Annotated in this window: 7 protein-coding genes; all 7 read right to left on the reverse strand. The window is 36.4% G+C overall.

The window, feature by feature from the left end; genetic code table 11:
- Window positions 1–21 precede the first annotated feature (21 nt).
- Window positions 22–1,071 carry a PorP/SprF family type IX secretion system membrane protein gene (locus EV201_RS11635; protein WP_130307824.1) on the reverse strand — a complete coding sequence of 350 codons (1,050 nt, stop codon included), beginning with the start codon at window positions 1,069–1,071 and terminating at the stop codon, window positions 22–24.
- Window positions 1,072–1,109: 38 nt separating this feature from the next.
- Window positions 1,110–10,604: a T9SS type B sorting domain-containing protein gene (locus tag EV201_RS11640; protein WP_130307825.1), complete on the reverse strand. Its 9,495-nt coding sequence runs from the start codon at window positions 10,602–10,604 to the stop codon at window positions 1,110–1,112.
- 411 nt (window positions 10,605–11,015) lie between these two features.
- Window positions 11,016–12,281: a hypothetical protein gene (locus EV201_RS11645; RefSeq protein WP_130307826.1), complete on the reverse strand. Its 1,266-nt coding sequence runs from the start codon at window positions 12,279–12,281 to the stop codon at window positions 11,016–11,018.
- A gap of 163 nt (window positions 12,282–12,444) precedes the next feature.
- On the reverse strand, window positions 12,445–12,729 hold the full coding sequence (locus tag EV201_RS11650) for a hypothetical protein (protein WP_130307827.1): 285 nt from the start codon (window positions 12,727–12,729) through the stop codon (window positions 12,445–12,447).
- A 31-nt stretch (window positions 12,730–12,760) separates the two neighbouring features.
- Window positions 12,761–15,190, reverse strand: a complete 2,430-nt coding sequence (locus EV201_RS11655) for an ABC transporter permease (protein WP_130307828.1) — start codon at window positions 15,188–15,190, stop codon at window positions 12,761–12,763.
- Window positions 15,191–15,237: 47 nt separating this feature from the next.
- Entirely contained in the window at window positions 15,238–15,900 is a 663-nt protein-coding gene (locus EV201_RS11660) for an ABC transporter ATP-binding protein (RefSeq protein WP_242610488.1), read from the reverse strand.
- 61 nt (window positions 15,901–15,961) lie between these two features.
- Complete coding sequence (locus EV201_RS11665; protein ID WP_130307830.1) at window positions 15,962–18,310, reverse strand: FtsX-like permease family protein; 2,349 nt, start codon at window positions 18,308–18,310, stop codon at window positions 15,962–15,964.
- Between the last annotated feature and the right edge of the window lie 229 nt (window positions 18,311–18,539).

The raw sequence follows: 18,539 nt of genomic DNA on the forward strand, positions 1-18,539 counted from the left end.
TAAACGAATAAATGACTTTCGTTAGAAGAACATAAAATTATTGGTTTTCTTTTGTCTGATTTTCCGACGTGTTTTAGCCGCTTCATTTCTGTTACGTCTCATTATATCACGAATCATTGTTTTGGGCACGTCCAAATTAATTCCAAAAGTAATTTCATGGGTTCCATTACTGTTTTGAGCAAGTAGATTATTAGAATAATAGTCATATGAATAGCCCAAATAATATTTAGCAAAATTGACCCCCAACATCCCAACAAATTGCTCATTGCTTCTATATGATAAAGCCAACCAAAAGCTTCGTACATATAATTTTGCCGTCAGGTCAATATAATTTTCTGAGTCAATTGTTCTACGCACAATAGCAGAGGGTTCCAGTGCAACCTGATTGTTAATATTGAAGGTATAACCTGCAGTAAAATAATAATGTCGTAACATGATATCGTTCTTGAAACCAGCATCTCCCATTTTAACTGATGATTCAAACAAATGAGCAATTGACGTTCCTATAAAATATTTGTCGTTGTACAAATAAATACCAAAGTTGGCATCGGGTATATAGGAAACAAGATCGGCACCTGTATTTAATGGATCTCCGGGTGGATAATAATTGTGATCAAATTTGTACTGATAAAAAACACCACCTAAACCAAATGATAAGCGAGTTCCTCTTTTCCCATAATACTGTCTGTTAAGCTCCAAATGATAAGCATATGAGAGTTGAATCCCAGTTCGGGAAAAAGCGGCATTTTTATCATTAAAGATATAAGCTCCCATACCTACGCCCTTTTGATTAGTTCTTCTTGCTAAAGGATTACCTACAGCATCACAAGTTGAACACCTGTCACCAAAATTTCGGTGGATACTCAAAGCTTGCGTTTCGGGAGCACCATCAATTCCTGCCCATTGTTGACGTATGGTCAGTCGTACAGGTGTATAAATACGTGATCCAGCCATGGCTGGATTTAATAAAAATCCATTCTCGACATATTGGCTATACAAAGGGAGTTGTTGTGCCTTTGCTGAAATATGTAGTGTAAATATGAATATTAGACTTATAAAAATGTTTCTCATTATAATATGTAAGAGGCTTAAGGGTCGATTAATTGTTTTTAACGAATAATGGTTACTGTACCTATTAGTGGTTTGGAATCATCAGCTTCAATGGCATAATAATACGAACCAATTGGTAGGTGCGAATTTTTATTTGTTCCCGTCCACGGATTGCCTTTATATTCATTTCCTGTGCCAGAGAATACATAAACTGTTGTTCCCAAACGGTCATATATGACAATTTTAAGACGTTGGATATATTCAATTCTTAAAATATCCCAATAATCATTATATCCATCTTGGTTGGGAGTAAACGATTTTGGTATTTCTATGATTCTGTCATACAAATACTCTAAGTTAATGATTGTGTCTATCGAACACGAATTTTGATCAGAGAGAGTTAATTTATATTTTCCCCGGTCTAAATTGTCAATTTTCAGATCAGTTTCTGATAACATAGACCACATGTCTGCACCTTTTTCTATCTCCCAAGTCGTGGTATAGTTAGGTATTCCACCAAAAACTTTTGAGAAGATTGCGCCATCATTAGCACCTTCAACTGTTGGTCGGTTTGCCTCAGCCCTTAATAATAATTCTTCAGGTTCCTGAATTAAGACACTTGCAGTATCCTGACAATTATTTTTATCTGTAACGATTAGTTCATACTTTTTAGGACGTAAATTACTGATGACTTGTGTTGTTTCGCCATTTGACCAGTTAAAATTATAAGGAATAGATCCTCCACTTACAGTTGCTGTAGCTTCTCCATTATTTAGGCCGTAACATCTCACATCATTAAAGGTGTTTATTTCTGCAATAAGTGAGTCGGGTTGAGTTAATTCAACAGTACCGTCGAATATGCAGTTTTCGTTGTCGACTACAGTATAAGAATAAGTTCCTATCCTTAAATTGTAGATGTTCTTCGTTATAGCTCCTGTGTTCCAGTTTATCGTATATGGAATGGCTCCGGAAGTAATATCCAGTTCAACTTCACCATTTTTATCGCCGTAACATAGAGGTTCTACTATGCTGGAAACACCTAAAAATTCTTCAGGACTTTCGATCTCAAAAGTATATACGTCAGATGAGCAGTTTTGAGAATCGCTTATTTTTACAGTATATGAACCTGTACTTAAATCAGCTTGGTCTTCCAAATTAATTCTGCCTGGATCAACACCAGTCCACTCGTATGTATAATTTGGGGTACCACCCTTAGGATAAATATTGATAGAGCCATCTGTCCTCCCAAAGCAGGAGATGTTATCAACCCCATACTCAATTTCAACAAGATCTGGTTCTGAAACTTCTTGTTCAAAGATGATGACTTCATTTGTTACATTATCAGTAACGGCTAGTGTGTAGTAGCCTGCTTTTAGATTCTCAATTTTAGATGTATTGGAAGCTGTTAAATTAATTGTATTCTTATAATGATTATCTGCTTCCCATGATAAAGTGTAATCGCCACTACCATCTTCAATAATAACCTCTATTGAACCTTTGTCACCACCATGACAGATAGGTGTTGTTTTAGAAACTAAAGAAACAACCATTTTTTCAGGTTCATAGATTCGGGTTTCGGTAATATCCCGACATTCATTGGCATCAAGAACTTCAATGATATAAACTCCTTGTTCTAGAAAGTCAATGGTATAAATACCTGCCTGATTATTAATTGATTTTTTAGAATATTCATGGGGACCAGATATAAAGATAGTATAAGGTGGTGTACCACCTGTCGCAGTCGCAGTAATAGTTCCATCTCGTAAACCGACCTCAGTAATATCAGTATGTTCTTGCTCAATAGAGACTGCATCAGGTTGGTTGATAGTTACTGTATTTGAAAGGATACAACCTCTAGCATCAGTTATAGTATAATCGTAATCGCCTTTCGCCAAATCGTAAATTTTATCTGAATGAGAAAATAAACCTCTGTCACCTGTCCAGAATATAGAATAAGGTTTAGTTCCACCAGAGATATCCAGTTCAATGCTTCCATTGGGTTCATTGAAACAAGCTACATCATTAGGATTTGAAGTTGCTGTTAAAGGTACAGGTTCTAAAATTATTGTTTGATCTGTTGCACTCTGTCCAGCAGATTGAACGGTTAAGGTATAGGTCCCCGGAACAAGTGCAGAAACTGATTTTGTGTTTGCTGTAAAACCTGATGGACCTGACCATGTGTATGTATAGTTCCCGTCACCACCGATCGCAGTAGCATTCAGAGCACCATCATTATAGCCTGTACAGGAAACATCCTCCTGATCGATAATTTGAGCAATTAAAAGATTGCCTTCGGGTAGCATTATGTCTTTGGTGATGCTACCACAAGAGCTTTCATCGGTTATCGTTACTGTGTAAAGTCCACCTTCAAGGTTTTCAAAAAGTGCCTTGTCTTCATCGAAGAAACTTGGGCTGAACTGGGAAAATCCATTGGGGCCTGTTACTGTGTAAGTATATGGAATCGTACCACCTAAAATTTCTAATCTGAAGCTACCGTCATTGGCTCCAAGGGCTGTGACTTCTTCTTCAATAACCAGCCCCAGCTGTAGAGGAGGGTTTTTTATAAGGCTAACAGTTTCCTCTAGGGTACATTCTTTTTTGTCTTTAAGTAGAAGTACATAGTCTCCAAAATCAAGGCCAGTATTGTTTTTAGTATAGGATCTAAAATCGTTTGGCCCGGACCAAGAAAAGGTGTAATCGTAGTTCCCTCCGTAAGGAACAATATTTATAATTCCATCTTTCAAGTCATTACACGTTGGTGATATATTATCCGAAACAACAAATCCCATCTCGATAGGTTCTTTAATTGTAATGTCTTGTAATTTGACACAAGAATTATCGTCTGTCACTTTTAGCGAGTATGTATTGGCTGCTAAATCGTTGAATTGTCCGGTTGAATTTGTCGTGGCGTCTAAAGTGTATGTGTAGGGAGCAGTTCCTTTATCGGCTTCAACAAATATCTCACCTGAAGACTCTCCAAAGCAATTGGCATCTTTGACGTTAATATCGCTTAAAACAATTTCTTCGGGTTCAATTAATTCGAAAGGACTCGTGTAAACACAGTTATTGGCATCTGTCACTTCGATTGTATAGGTTGCTCCTTCTAAATCGGAAATGGTAGTGCTAGTTGAACTATAACCATTGCTACCTGTCCAGTTGATATTGTATGGGGCAACACCACCCTTGATCTGTGGATCAATAGTCCCATTTTTATCACCAGCACATAATAATCCGGATGAGGCAAAATCGAATGTAATTTCTTCAGGAGAAAGAATTTCAACGCTTTCTTCTGTCGACTTACAATTATTACCATCTTGTACGTGAACGAGATATTCATCGGCGGATAAACCTGTATTGTTGGCTGATGCCAGATTGTCATCTAAATAATAGCTTAATGTTCCGGTTCCGCCCGTAGCATCAATATTAATCTCACCATCTGAAACATTAAAGCATTTTAAATCTTTTTTAGTGATGTTATTAATAAACATCTCATAGGCATTAAAGATGTCAACAGAGCTTGTCTGGTCACAACCTTTTTCATCTTTTACCTGAACAAAATATTTACCAGGAGCTAATTTTGATGCTAAACTTTCATTTGTTCCTATCGGTGATGAAGCATCTACAGTGTTTCCCGTTTCATCTTTCCAAAAGAATGTATAAGGAGCATTACCATTTTGTGCAACAGCCTTAATAAATCCATCTGAATTACCATAACACTGTACGTTAGTTGTGGTGAATTCGATGACAATGTTTGAAGTTGTGTTCATAACCACTTCGATGGTAGAGTAAAGTAAACACGGATCTCCATTGGGGTTGTTATAATTGATTTCGACTCGATAGAACCCACTTTCATTTACAACAATTGTGGCTGAAGTTTCCCCATCTAAATTATTGAAATCTGGATCAGCTGGACCTTTAAATGCCCACTTGAATGTTGTTCTATCGTTAATTGGGAAGTAGGTGACGTGATCGAGACTTGCCGAGCTGCTACACCATTCCTCACGAACAGGTAGTGTTTCTTTAAATTTATCTTGTTCATCGTCATCATCCGCAGGAGTATCTAGCCATCCTTGCGTACTGTTATCTACATTAATGAATTTTCCGATAACTCTATGAGGGACATTCGCATCAGTCATTTTAATATCCTCTAATGAAGCATGATAAATGAATTGTTGTTTGGTTGAATTAATGAATGCGAGCTGTCCGTCTACACTAGATTTTAAGTAGATTAATGAACAGTTAACACCTTCCATTATTAAATCATTGGTTAGGTTGATTGTTCTGCCAGCCTGAATTGTGTTTTCGCCATAGCCTAAGGTAAACTCCAGATTGTAAATTGTATGATCTCCAAAGATTTGCCCCTGTTCACCGAATATAACCGTTTTAAATTCACCTTTACCTGTTTCAAAACCATTTCCATTAATGTCAATTTCGCCATAACCATCGAATATGGCATCACCGAATTTGACATCGTTTGAGCTCTCGCAGTAGATTCCTCCTTTTTTTGGAAAGTATAATTCTGAGTTTACTGCAGTGAATTCTAAAGGTGAGCCGATAAAAATCATACTCCATGATTTAAATTTTTCTGCATTCACTGTCACAATTGATCCTGAAATATCTAATTTTCTACTGGCAAGAGGAGAAGGGTTTATTGAAGAAAAACTGTTGATTGAAAGATTGTAAGATCTCATCTCGCTTGGATTCTTATCATTACAGCATAAAGATCCATTGTCAAGAAATAAATCGCCTGTAGTTGATAAGTCGTTTTGAAGAATCCAAGACTGATCTTGTCCATCAAAGTAGATATCACCATCCAGCGTTTTTCCCGCAAAATCAATTGGTTTATCAGCTGTTAGACCATCTCCCTTAAATTTTAAATCGCCAGACATCTCAAGCGTCATATTTTGACTAAAATCGAGGAATCCGTGAACATCCAATTGACTTTGAACTTTAAAAATTGAAGAGGGATCGACAGCATCAGTCCAGGTTATATTGTGACATCGGGCATCGGAGTTGATGAGAACGGTCTTACTACCTAAAAATGATTTGTCATCGAAAAAAACATTGTCAAGTTCAGTAGGGACACAACCCTCAGATACTCCACCAGAGGTTTTACTCCAGTTTAGATGGTTAGACCATTCATCATTTAAACCATTACCCACCCAGTATAAATCAATTGCTGTAACAGGGTTTACAGTCCAGTTGGTAACGTTGGTGTTTTCGAGTGAATTATTTGCAATATAGGCCACACTTGAACCGACACCATTAATATCTGTGAGTTCAGTAAAGTTGACATTAACACTGGTTTTTACTTCAAGATTTGCTTGTTTGCCACTCTTACTTCCTCGAATATTGATAGGAAAATTACATGATCCCAAAGCTGTAAATTCTTCAATAGGAAATGTGACATTAGATTCAAATTCAAACGTGTTGGGTTTTGTTCCTTTGTTAAGGGTTAGTTTCCCAATGTCTAAAGTCCCATTTAATTCACCTCCTTGTTCGTAGGTTAAATCATTGATTCGGGTTAAGAGAAGTTGAGAGCTGAAACTACCTTCATTATTGAAACGAATTTTATTAAAAGTGGCATTACTAGTCATTTGCCCTCCTATAACAAAAGCCTTTTCACTCTCAATAATGATTTCACTTTCGTCTGATAAGAGTGTTAGTGTTTGTGGATTGAAAAGACCTGCCACATCTATATTTACTGAGAAGCTATTCTCATACCCAAGAACGGTAAATTGTGAGTTTCGAATATCCAGTGTTCTTATTTTACCAGCAGAAGTCAAGTCAGATGACTCGAAATAATTACATGAAACATTAAAACCAGCAGTTATAAAACCCCCATTGTCCAGAATTAAATTTCCATCGACTTCCAAATTATTAGCTAATGTCCATTCTCCATTTATACCATCGAATGTAACATCTTTAGGAAAAATAAAATCGTGAAGAATGAGTGTATTCCCTTTTTCAGTAGATCGAAAGTAGAAATCAACATCAGGTAAATCAACTGTAAGGTTTTCGTTGAGGATAAATGAGCCATATACATACACACTTGAGATATCTATAGCTCCCATCTGGAAGATAGGTGACGTGCTTTCTGATCCTCTCCAATCCATTGTTCGACATCGGATATCACCACTACCAGTGGAAACGACCTGATTTTTGCCAGAGAAAGAATTGATGTCAAAATAAACATTATCAAGAGCGGTAGGGACACAAGCCCCTGGTGAACCTCCAGATGTTTCTGACCAATGATTAGGATCATCCCAGGTACCCGAACCTCCAACCCAGTATAAGTTTCTTGTTGCAGGTGCTGTTGCAAATGTCCAACCCTCATTATGGCCTAGGTCTATTGAATTATTAGCCGTAAATGTCGCTGCCGGTGTTGCAAATACATCAATTAAATTGACTTGAGTTACACTAATTGGATTCCCATTTTTACTGTTGAAAGTTGTTTCTGATCCTGCTGATAAACTCGAAATGTCAATGGTTCCTTCACAGGCACCAATGGCAGCTAAATCGCCAATATTATAGATTTCCCCCTCTGTAAACTTATAGGTTTTACCTTGATTTAAGATTAGGCTTTCAACATCGAAGCCTCTATACAGAAAGTTGGCATTTGATTTTAAATCAATTTGATTGAAGGATACGGCCTCGTCACGTATTGAGAAAAGAGCAGTCCCGGTTTCTTGATCAAAAGTAATGTTATTAAACGCTACCACTTCTGTTCCATTTGTAACTTCTACTTTTCCATTTTCACCAACAATAATTTCTGAAGTTCCGGCATCAAAGTTTAGATCTCCAGGACTTAGAAAGATCCCTTTCAGATTAAGTGTTGATGCGTCAAGTTGTAATGTTCTAACATCACTGAAATTTGAATAAAGTTCATCACAGGTAATGCTATAACTATTTGAAATAAGTTTGCCTCGTTCCAATTTAATATCTCCTGACGTTTTAAAATCACTGGCAATGGTCCAGGAGCCTGCAGACCAGGTATTGTCTTCCTGTATCGTTCCTTCAAAAACAACATCGTTTGATAAGATAACCTGGTCAAGGTTAATGGTGACGTCGTTTTCAGATTTAAAGTAAATGATACCATTATAAGTGAATGATGCTGATGGCAGGCTTGAGAAATCGAGGTTCCCGTAAATATGAAAATCACTACTACCGTCAAATTTTAGTGTAGCGGCATTGGTCCATATTACGTTATTACATTCAGGCACACGGATTCCGTTTAAAGTAATTGTAGTGCTTCCACCAGGAGTAATATCACTTGCATTAAAGAAAACGTTATCCAGACGCGTTGGGACACATTCCGGATTCCAGTTTTTGGGATTAAACCAGTCAGAGTCTTCGGTACCTTTCCAGGTGAAGTCTTCACTTGATCCTTTGGGGATAATATTCCAACCCGAGTAGTTCGAAATACCAAAAGAGCTGTAAGCATTCAAACCACCCGAAAGGGTTACTCCTCCTGTGACTTCTAGGTCGGTAATCTGAACATTGCTGATTCGATCAGAATTGACATCTGATATAATGGTCGAGACACCGCCATTACCTGTTAGATAAATAAATTCGGAGCAGGACCCTTCCGCAATAAAGTCATCTTTATTTAAAATCTTTTGTTTGCTACCTGCTTCAAAAAGATAGGTTTTTCCAGCGGATAAAATGAATGAGTCATAATTATGGTCTCCAGAAATATTTGCTCCTGCAAAAAAATGCAATTCTTTAAAATTAACCGGTGCACTACTTGCATTGCTTAGGTTGGCCTTCTCTCTTGGATCGATAAAATAAACCTTATTATAGCTTATTGTTGAAATGTGATTGTTATAAAATCCGGCGGTTTGCTGAATGAGTTCAATTAAATAATCACTGTTGGGAATGGAAAAGTGACTCCCTTCAATATCCCATGTTTTATAAAAAATTCCGTTTAATCTTACAGTTGAGGTTCCTAAATCCAAACTGCGATTTGAATCGCCTATTGATATGAATTGATTTAGTTCGAGATTATTGTTGTTAGAAGTGATTGTACCTGATTCTAAATATAAAGCATGATCAGGAATCTTAAGTTCGGTTAAAAGTTGCCAGTTTCCGTTTCCTGAAAAGTAAACATCGCCTTTAAAGTTATTGAGTATCGAAATGGTGTGATTGGCATCTCCCTCAAAGCGGCAGTTTCCAAGTAGATTCCATACAGCACTACCAGCATCCAGCGAACCAAATATATTAAGTGTTGCCGATCCCGATAGGTTGACATCATTTGAAAGACTTAAGTCGTTGCATTCAGCTTCGGCATCAATTTCAACATTAAAACTACCATTAATAGTAGCATTGTCAATTCGAGAGGGAACACAATTTCCATCCCAGTTGGCGGCTGTATTCCATTTATTATCTGTTCCTCCTATCCAACTATAGTTTTGGGGAAGAGGAGAGGTAATATTCCACCCCGTGTTTCCCCCCAGATTGAATGAGCTTGGGGCGTTGAAAGGAGCGGCTGTTCCTGAGGCAATAATATTTTTAATCTTCAGGAAATCAAACGAAGTCGTATTTGCAATAAGAGTTCCACTTCCATCCACACCGGAAATGCTGATATGTTGGCTACAGCTTCCTTCTGCCGTAAATAAATTTTGAATGGTTTGATCTCCGCCACTATAAATCTGGTAACTATTTCCTTTAGTGAAGATTAGGTTCTGAAATTGATTTGATCCTTTTAAGCTTCCTCCTGCCAGAAATTCAACTTGGTTAAAATTGACTTTTAAAGCTTCGTTGTATACCCCGGCTCCGTTCTTTTGAAATTCAACATCGTATAAGTTGATTGTTGAACTGCCTGAGATATCTATGCTTGCACCTGTTCCTGTTGCCGTAATTTTTGAATTTCCCGGATTAAGATTTAGGTTGTCGGTATTGATTTTAAGAATTGAAGCTCCTGATTCAGTTAGTATGATATTGGAGTTGTTAAAGTTCCATGTTTTAGATATGGGCTTATCTGCAATGATTTGAGCACAGGTGATATCCGCTTCAAAACTTAAATTTCCTTGTTCAAAATAGATAATATGGTTTTGTACAAAAAGTGGTGTTTTGATGATCCATCCTCCATTCTTAGTGAAGTAAATATCCTCGTTATAAGTATGTCCTGCAAAGTCGATTTCGTTATTAGGTGTGGACGCACTAAAATATAAGGGCTTTAATAAATCCAAAAGCATATTGGTGCCAAGCTTTAGTCCTCCATATATCGTTAAGAAATGAGCGGGATCATTATCGGCTTTAAGGGTTGGTAAATTTGTCACTTTTGACCAATCCATATTCGCACACTTGGCCACATCATTGATGATTACTTCAGCACCCGGAACCGGGAACGAGTTTTCATCAAAGAAAACATTATCGCTGAAATTTGGGACAGCTGCGTCCGGATTGATTTGACCACCAGGTTGATCACTCCAGTGTTGAATTTCATTCCAGTTTCCGGAACCTCCAATCCAATAAAAATCTTTTGCGTTAACAACATTCGAAAAGGACAGTAGGACAATAATATAAATTAAGCTGATTGCTTTTGTGTTCATGGTGAAAATCAAAAAAGTTGCATATTATTTAATCATATAAAATCAAGAGTTGATTCCTGTTCTTAAATAATAAAAAGAGGAATAGCTGTATGTGATGTAAAAATAAGCTAATTAATTGTAAAAAGCATCAAAATCATGACTAATGGAATGTTTTGACATGTAAAAATATTTTGAGGGATTAACATATAGGTTGATTTTTTGGTTCGTGGATGAAAAAATGAGAATTCAGGTTTAAAATACTAAAAGCTGTCTAATATTTCGGCTTAATCAGGATCTTAAAATTATTATGTGTTCATTTTGTGTGGATTATGATGCGTATATCGTTCTTTAAAACAAGAAAACCACACAAAAGTTGAATGAATTCAAGCTTTGTGTGGTCGTTTGTTCGTGTCTTTTAATGAGACTTGTCTTCTATTCTGTGAAGACAATTTTTTCAAGCTCATCCCATTTTATTATATGGTATGAATCTGAGGATGTAAAAATAATAATGCCCGCGTTTTTATTGGATACATCAGCTTGATCGCCCAAAAATAATTTTTCTCCACTTTTGAGTTCAATGGAAGAATAGTCTTCAGCCATTGGTTTGATACTCTCAATATTTCTGAATGGTATAGAGAATTTAATATCATCATTATAACCATTTAATAATTCTGAGTCCATGGCTTCGTCTAAATCATAAACAATAACGCCTTCAAATTCGTTTCCGGATTTTGTGTAAACCTTACCATAAAGTCTTTCGCTGTCAGGGAATAATGTGTCACATAAGTTTTCTGTTGCAACCCCGTTCATAATTTCAAACGAAATAAAATGCTTCCAGTGAAAATCAGCCCTTCCAATATTGGGTAGGCTCATGATAATTCCCTTGTTACTGTTATTGACATCATTACTGCCATATAGTTTTATTTCTCTTCCCGAGTTGAGTTTTACCAGACAGGCGTTTTCTTGTTTTGTAATGCATTTTATTTTTCGGAAAGGTATCTTAAGATTGCCATCAGAGGAGTTGCCATCCAATTTATCATCCAATAATCGTTCATCGTGATCCCACTGAACAAATCCTGTAAATTCCCCTTGAGTGGTTGTGAGCTTGCCATAAATGCCTTGTCCAAAAGAGTCGTTTGGTTTTTGAGTAGGGCGGAAAAACTTGATGATATCGATTTTATTCCAATTTACGTTGAGTAGTCCCAATTCGATATCTAGAATTGATACTCGTGTGTTTACATCATTGGAGCCGCCGTTTAGGTTAATGAATTTTTCTGATTTAAGTTCTAAATTAACGCTTTCTCTTCCTGTTACCGTAATGGATTTTATATCACCAAACCGGCATTGAAATTGTCTGGAAAATGAACCTGTGTTTTGTCTGTTTGTGTGAATCGATATGTTGACCCAATTGTCTGAATGTGATGAAGACTTGTAGCTAGTCTTGAAATTTGACTTGTTCAGGTATTTTATATAGGGGTTTGAAGTCTTTTCAGAATTGAAGATATCAGACAAGAAGACTTCCTCGTCACCCCATCGAATTGGACCTTCGTAAGTTTTTCCCTCAACAGTAGTAATACTTCCGTATAGCATGCACTTGCTTTGTGCAAATAATGGATTGGATTCGATTATGAGTCCGGTAAGCAGAGTAAATAAAGTCACTAGCTTCAACCAGGCTTGAGTGTGTTGAGATGTTTTCATTGTAAGTAAGCATTAAAAAATTCAAGTTGCTTATTAAACGAACAGGCGTCTCAAAAGTTACAGCTGATCTAAAAAATAAAATATTGTTCTCTTTTTAATAATATTCTGCACTTTCTGTAAGGGGACGATTTGGTGCAAATGTTTGAAACGAATCGTTTTTTTTTTATTGTTTTTTTCTAAACAGAATTTGAATGATTTTGGCTGCTTCGATAGGGGGATAAATTTGCATTAATTCCCAGGTTTTATCGTAGTCAGCAATTGTTTTTTTTAACTGATAGATCTTTAATAAATCTTCTGTAATACCATCTTTAATGTCATGCTCACCAACTTCCCATGGAAATGATTCTAAGCGGTATAGGCATTTAAGATTTTTCGACTCAATCTTAACCTCAACTTCGGTTAATTCTGCTCCTACATTGATAGGTAGCGGGATGCATAATTCTCTCATCGTGTTGCTTTATATGATGTTTATTAGATAACTATTCGTATTTAATTACCATAATCGGATCTGATTTTGCGGCATTGAACGATTGCCATGACACAGTAAAAAGACCGATGATGAGTGTGATAACCAGGGTTGCTATGAATACCCATGCGTGTATAATGGTTCTGTAAGGAAAATCTTGTAACCAAATGTTAAGAGCCCAATAAGCAATAGGGATAGCGATAAAATTAGAAATGATTATAAGTTTGAGAAATTCTTGAGTTAATAGCGAAACAATATGATTGGTTGATGCACCTAAGACTTTACGGATACCAAGTTCTTTTTTGCGTTGTTCAGTCATAAAGGATGATAGGCCAAACAGTCCCATTGAAGCGATTAGAATACTGATGACTGAAAAAATAATAAATATGAGAGTTAAGCGTTCTTCCGTTTTAAATCTCTTATCAATTTTATCATCCAAAAAGGAATAATGGAATGCATGATTGGGGCTAAAGCTTTTCCATATTTTTTGGATGTAGGCTATGCTTTCACTTTGTTTGTTTTTTTTGATTTTAATATGGATAACATCTCTATCTTCAGGTTCTTCAGAGATAAATAAACTGAGTGGTTCTATTGTTGTACTTAGTGTTTGATAATGAAAATCGTGGATGACGCCAATGACTTTACCTGATCTCACATCTTTGTGTTCTCCAAAAGCAACGCCAAATTGCAGTTTTTTACCAATGGCGTTGGAGCCCCATTTAAATTTTCGACTTGCAGACTGGTTTATTATAAAAGCTGAGGTTGAGTCGGTTTTAATTGCTCTGCTGAATTTGCGTCCCTGTATCAATTTAAGGTTCATTAGATCGATATAATCAAAGTCAATTACATTAAAATTTAATGCATATTCTTTCATCCCGTTGGCTTCTTCGTAAAGGTGAACGGTTTTTGAATTCGAAAACCCGATTAAGGAATTGGAGGTCGCAACAGCTTCAATATTCGGGTTTTTCTTTAGTTCAGTTTTAAAAAGATCCATTCTTACTCTGAGAGATGAGTCGCGAATTGGAGCCACAACAATATTTTCTTTATCAAATCCCATATCTATATTTTTCAGGAAGAAGAGCTGGGTAATGACGATGATCGTCCCACTAATCATGATAGCAGAAACTGTAAATTGGCAAACAACCAAAATTTGCCTTAAAAGCTTATTCCCACTTCTGGCTTTTCGCCGTTTTTCAAGAATAGATACGGGTTGAAATGAGGATAAATAAAAAGCGGGGTAAAATCCGGATACAATGCCAAGGAATAAAGCTATTGCGATAATAGATAAGATGACATCCGGAGTTTGAAAAATGCTTAGAACCATGTTCTTGTTGAGGAACATATTGAAAAACGGAAGAATCAGCTCTACAATTATGATCGCAATAATTAGGGCGGCAAAAGTAAGACTTAAACTTTCCAATAGGAACAGACGAAAAATGTTCTCTTTTTGTGCGCCAACAACTTTGCGCATACCAACCTCTTTGGCCCTTTTGCTTGATCTGGCAGTGGCCATATTTATATAGTTGATTCCCGCAATTGAAAGGATAAATATGGCGATAACCATTAAAATGTAGATGTGTTTTATATTTCCCGTGGGGGCATCCCAGTTTAAATCTGATTTTAAATGTATGTCTGGAAGTTTTTGAAATATGATTTTGAAATCAATACCAAATTGCTCACCAAAATCAGTCATATACTTTTCATAATAAAGCGGGAACTTTTTTTCGACCTGATCAATAGAATGGTTTTCTTTGAGTAAGATAAAGGTGTAATAGCTAATATTCCAAAACGCAATTGGATCAGTTGTGTTAAAATCATCCTCACCACTTTGTTCAACCAGAGTACTTATGGAATACAGGATATTGAACCTAAAATGCGAATTGGATGGGATGTCTTTAATAACACCAGTGACCGTAAACTTGTACGTGTCATCAACCCAGATGACTTTGTTAATAGGATCTTCATCTCCGAAATATTTGTTAGCCAGCGTTTCATTTAATACAACAGAAAAAGGTTGTGTAAGTGCCTTTTTAGGGTCACCTTTTATTAAATTGTAGGAGAAAACATCAAAAAGAGTGGAGTCCGTATAGGCAATATGTTCCTCGTAAAAATCGTTGTTTTGATATTTTATTTGTTGTTTTCGCGTTGGTATAAACCGAACATATTCTTCTACTTCAGGGAAGTATTGTTTAAAGGTTGGCCCCATAGGTAAAGCTGAAGTGGCCGTACGATCGCGATTCCCGTTGAGAACAAAGTCAGATCCAATTCGGTAAATCCGATCGTGTTTCAGGTTGTATTTGTCGTAGGAATATTCATCGCGAATAAATAAAGTGATTAAGATTGTGCAGACTAATCCTATGGACAATCCGGCCATGTTAATGGCGGAATAGAACTTATTCCTGGATATATTTCGAATAATAGTTTTGAGGAAATTTTTGAGCATAGGATTGTTCGTTTATTCCATAAGTTGGTGTTTTGTATTTGAATGGATTATAGTTTTTGTCTCATATTTTCAGTTACAATATGTCCATCGAAAAGTTGAATGATTCGATGTGAACGATCAGCATCTGAAGGGGAGTGGGTTACCATAACGATGGTTGTCCCTGTCTCGTTGAGTTGAGTCAGTAGATTCATTACTTCTTCACCATTGGTAGAGTCAAGGTTTCCGGTCGGTTCATCGGCTAAAATAAGTTTAGGATTGGTGATAACAGCTCGGGCAATGGCAGCTCTTTGTTGTTGTCCTCCTGACAATTGTTGAGGGAAATGCTTGGCTCTGTGCATGATTTTCATTCTATCCAGAGTCTCATTGACACGTTTTTTACGTTCAGAACTTGAAACTTTCATGTAGAGTAGGGGGAGTTCTACATTTTCGTAAATGGTAAGTTCTTCAATCAAATTAAAACTTTGAAAAACAAAGCCAATGTTTTCTTTTCTAAGGTTGGTTCGTTGGCGCTCGTTGTAGCCGTCAACGCGTTCGTTATAGAAAAATAGTTCTCCACTGCTAGGGTTGTCCAATAAACCTAGAATATTCAGAAGCGTTGATTTCCCACAACCAGAAGGCCCCATGATAGCGACAAATTCACCTTCACTGATTTCCAGATTTACATTATTCAGAGCCGTAGTTTCCACCTCATTGGTTCTGAATTTTTTCATTAAGTTGTTTGTTTTTATCATGATATTTTAAAGTTCAGATTGTGAAAAATAGTGTTTGATTTTATTCGTATCTAATTGCTTTTATAGGTGTAATTTTTGCTATTCTATAGCTCTGATAAAAAACCGATACAAAGGCTATCAGGATAGATAGAAGACCAGCTCCCAAAAATTCCAACCACGAAATATGAATGCGATAAGCAAAACCAGCTAACCACCACTGCATAAGAAAATAGGCAATTGGCCAGGCAATAAAGTTGGCCAGTAATATCCATCTCAGAAAGCGGAAAAGGAATGATTTAAATAGGTTTTGAAATTCAGCTCCAAAGACTTTGCGAATACCCATTTCTTTATACTTCTGTTCAATAATGTATGACGACAAACCAAATAAGCCCAGAGCTGAAATGATAATTGCAATTAGGGTAAAGGAAATAAAAACCAGACTCATGCGCGATTCAGCTTTGTATAAATAAGAGAAATCATCTTTTAAAAGGCGATATGAAAAAGGGATTTTTGGAAAATATTGACTCCAAATTTCTCTGATTTTGTTTATAATGGGTTGTTCGCTTCCCGTGGTTTTAATTGCGATATATTTAAATTCATCGGAGCTGATAAGCATCAGTAAAGGCTTAACGCCAACTTGTAGGCTGTTGAAGTTGAAATTTTTGACCATGCCAATGATCTCGCCTTCGTAGTCCCAAATTTTGACTTTCGCTCCAATTATGGGTTTCATATTCATAACGGAAGCAGCAGCTTCGTTAATGATAAGCTTCAGGCTGTCAGCTCCTTGTTTTGATGAGAATGTACGTCCTTGCAACACTTCCATTTCAAAAGTTTCAATAAAATCATAATCGACGAAACTTAACTGGAATAAGACATCTTTTGCATCTTCCGATTTCCCTTTCCAGGAAATATCAGGTGTTGAATTTGTAAAATTAATGGGCATCTGATTGGCAGCAGTCACTTTGATTACCCCAGGTATTTTAATCAGATCTTCCTTTAAACCGGGGTAGTGCTTTTGAAAATTATCCAACATCTCAATGTAGATGATGTTGTCTTTTTGATAACCAATATCTTTGTCTTGAAGAAAATCTAATTGTTTGTATATAATACTTGTGCAGATAATTAAACCCACCGATATTGTAAATTGTACAATAACCATCAGTTTACGAAAAAAGTGGGAATCTCTGTATAATTTACCCTTTAGAATTCGGATGGGTTTAAATGATGACAAATATATAGCAGGGTAACTTCCCGAAATAAAACCTGTGAACAGAGCGACAGCTGCAAAAGATAGCAGTAAAATTGGATTCGATAGTTTTAGTGATAAATCTCTCTGAGTTAGTTCTCTAAAAAAGGGGAGGAGTAATTCCACCAAAACAACCGCTAATCCAAAAGCAAGCAAACTGATGAATATTGATTCTGCCATAAATAAAGCAAATAACCCTCTTTTGTGTGCACCAACAACTTTCCTGACAGCAACTTCTCTAGCTCGTCGTTCCGAACGTGCTGTGGATAAATTCATATAGTTGAAACATGCAATCAGTAGGATAATAAAGGCTACCATGGAAAAGATTCTGACATAAAGAATAGGGCTAAGCTTTTTACCACTGATTGAATGCAAATGATAATCAGAAAATTTTTGGAGAGCCAGGTCTGTATTGGATTGTTCTAAATTTTGTTTGATATAGGGTTTAATCTGAGTCTCTAAATATGGAATATAGGTATTGTTCTTAACCTGTATCATCGTTAAGAATGCATGGGAATCCCAGTTGTTTAGATTGAAACCCCAATTTTCTTTAATGAAGTTGAAAGGTAATAAATAGTCGAAGTAGAGGGACGAATTTTTGGGAGAATCCTCAAGAACCGCACTGACATGATATTTCAGGTTTGTATTGATGCTGATGGTTTTTCCCAATGGATTGTCTTCGCCGAAATAGCGCTTTGACATCTTTTCCGTAATAACAATTGAATGTTCATCAGGCATAACCAGGTTGGGGTTGCCAAGAAGAACGGGAAAGCTAAACATCTTGAAAAAATCTGAGTCAACACATAATCCCGATTTTTCAACAAAAGTTGATTCTTCAGTGCTCAGCATCAATTTTCCCCATGTTCTTGAAATACGGGTTGCCTTATCAATTTCGACAATATGTTCTTTCAGATTGCTGGCAAGTGGAGCAGGGGTTGCATAAACGGTGAATGTTTCGCCGTCAGCGTAATTTTGGTTCTCGTAAACACAGTATATCTGATTCTTGTTTTTGTGGAATGCATCAAAACTTAATTCGTACTCAACCCACAGTAAAATAAGCAAGCTACACGTAATTCCTGTAGCTAAACCTAAAATATTGATCAGTGAATATCCCTTTTGGAGATAAAGCTTTCTAAGAACAGTATTTAGAAAAATTTTGAACATTAATTTTGAGTATCTGTTGTTTTGAGCATTAAAGAAGTGTCAGAGTCCAATATGTTATTAAAAATTAAGTTGATTTTTTGCGAAAATAAGATTATTTATGACTATCCATATCTGCTTTTTAAATTACTGAAATTTTTATAATAATAAATAGAGTTTAACATTGCACTCTGTTACGTTATGAGTTTATTTATCAGCTAGTTTCATGCCAAAAGGTCTTGTCTTCTGTATA

Origin of the sequence: Ancylomarina subtilis (assembly GCF_004217115.1) — a bacterium.
GTDB lineage: Bacteria > Bacteroidota > Bacteroidia > Bacteroidales > Marinifilaceae > Ancylomarina > Ancylomarina subtilis.

Bases quoted from the DNA above. Each gene is read 5' to 3' on its own strand.
- EV201_RS11645 (WP_130307826.1), bottom strand. From the start codon at position 12,281: ATGAAAACATCTCAACACACTCAAGCCTGGTTGAAGCTAGTGACTTTA.
- EV201_RS11650 (WP_130307827.1), bottom strand. From the start codon at position 12,729: ATGAGAGAATTATGCATCCCGCTACCTATCAATGTAGGAGCAGAATTA.
- EV201_RS11665 (WP_130307830.1), bottom strand. From the start codon at position 18,310: ATGTTCAAAATTTTTCTAAATACTGTTCTTAGAAAGCTTTATCTCCAA.
- EV201_RS11635 (WP_130307824.1), bottom strand. From the start codon at position 1,071: ATGAGAAACATTTTTATAAGTCTAATATTCATATTTACACTACATATT.
- EV201_RS11640 (WP_130307825.1), bottom strand. From the start codon at position 10,604: ATGAACACAAAAGCAATCAGCTTAATTTATATTATTGTCCTACTGTCC.
- EV201_RS11660 (WP_242610488.1), bottom strand. From the start codon at position 15,900: ATGAAAAAATTCAGAACCAATGAGGTGGAAACTACGGCTCTGAATAAT.
- EV201_RS11655 (WP_130307828.1), bottom strand. From the start codon at position 15,190: ATGCTCAAAAATTTCCTCAAAACTATTATTCGAAATATATCCAGGAAT.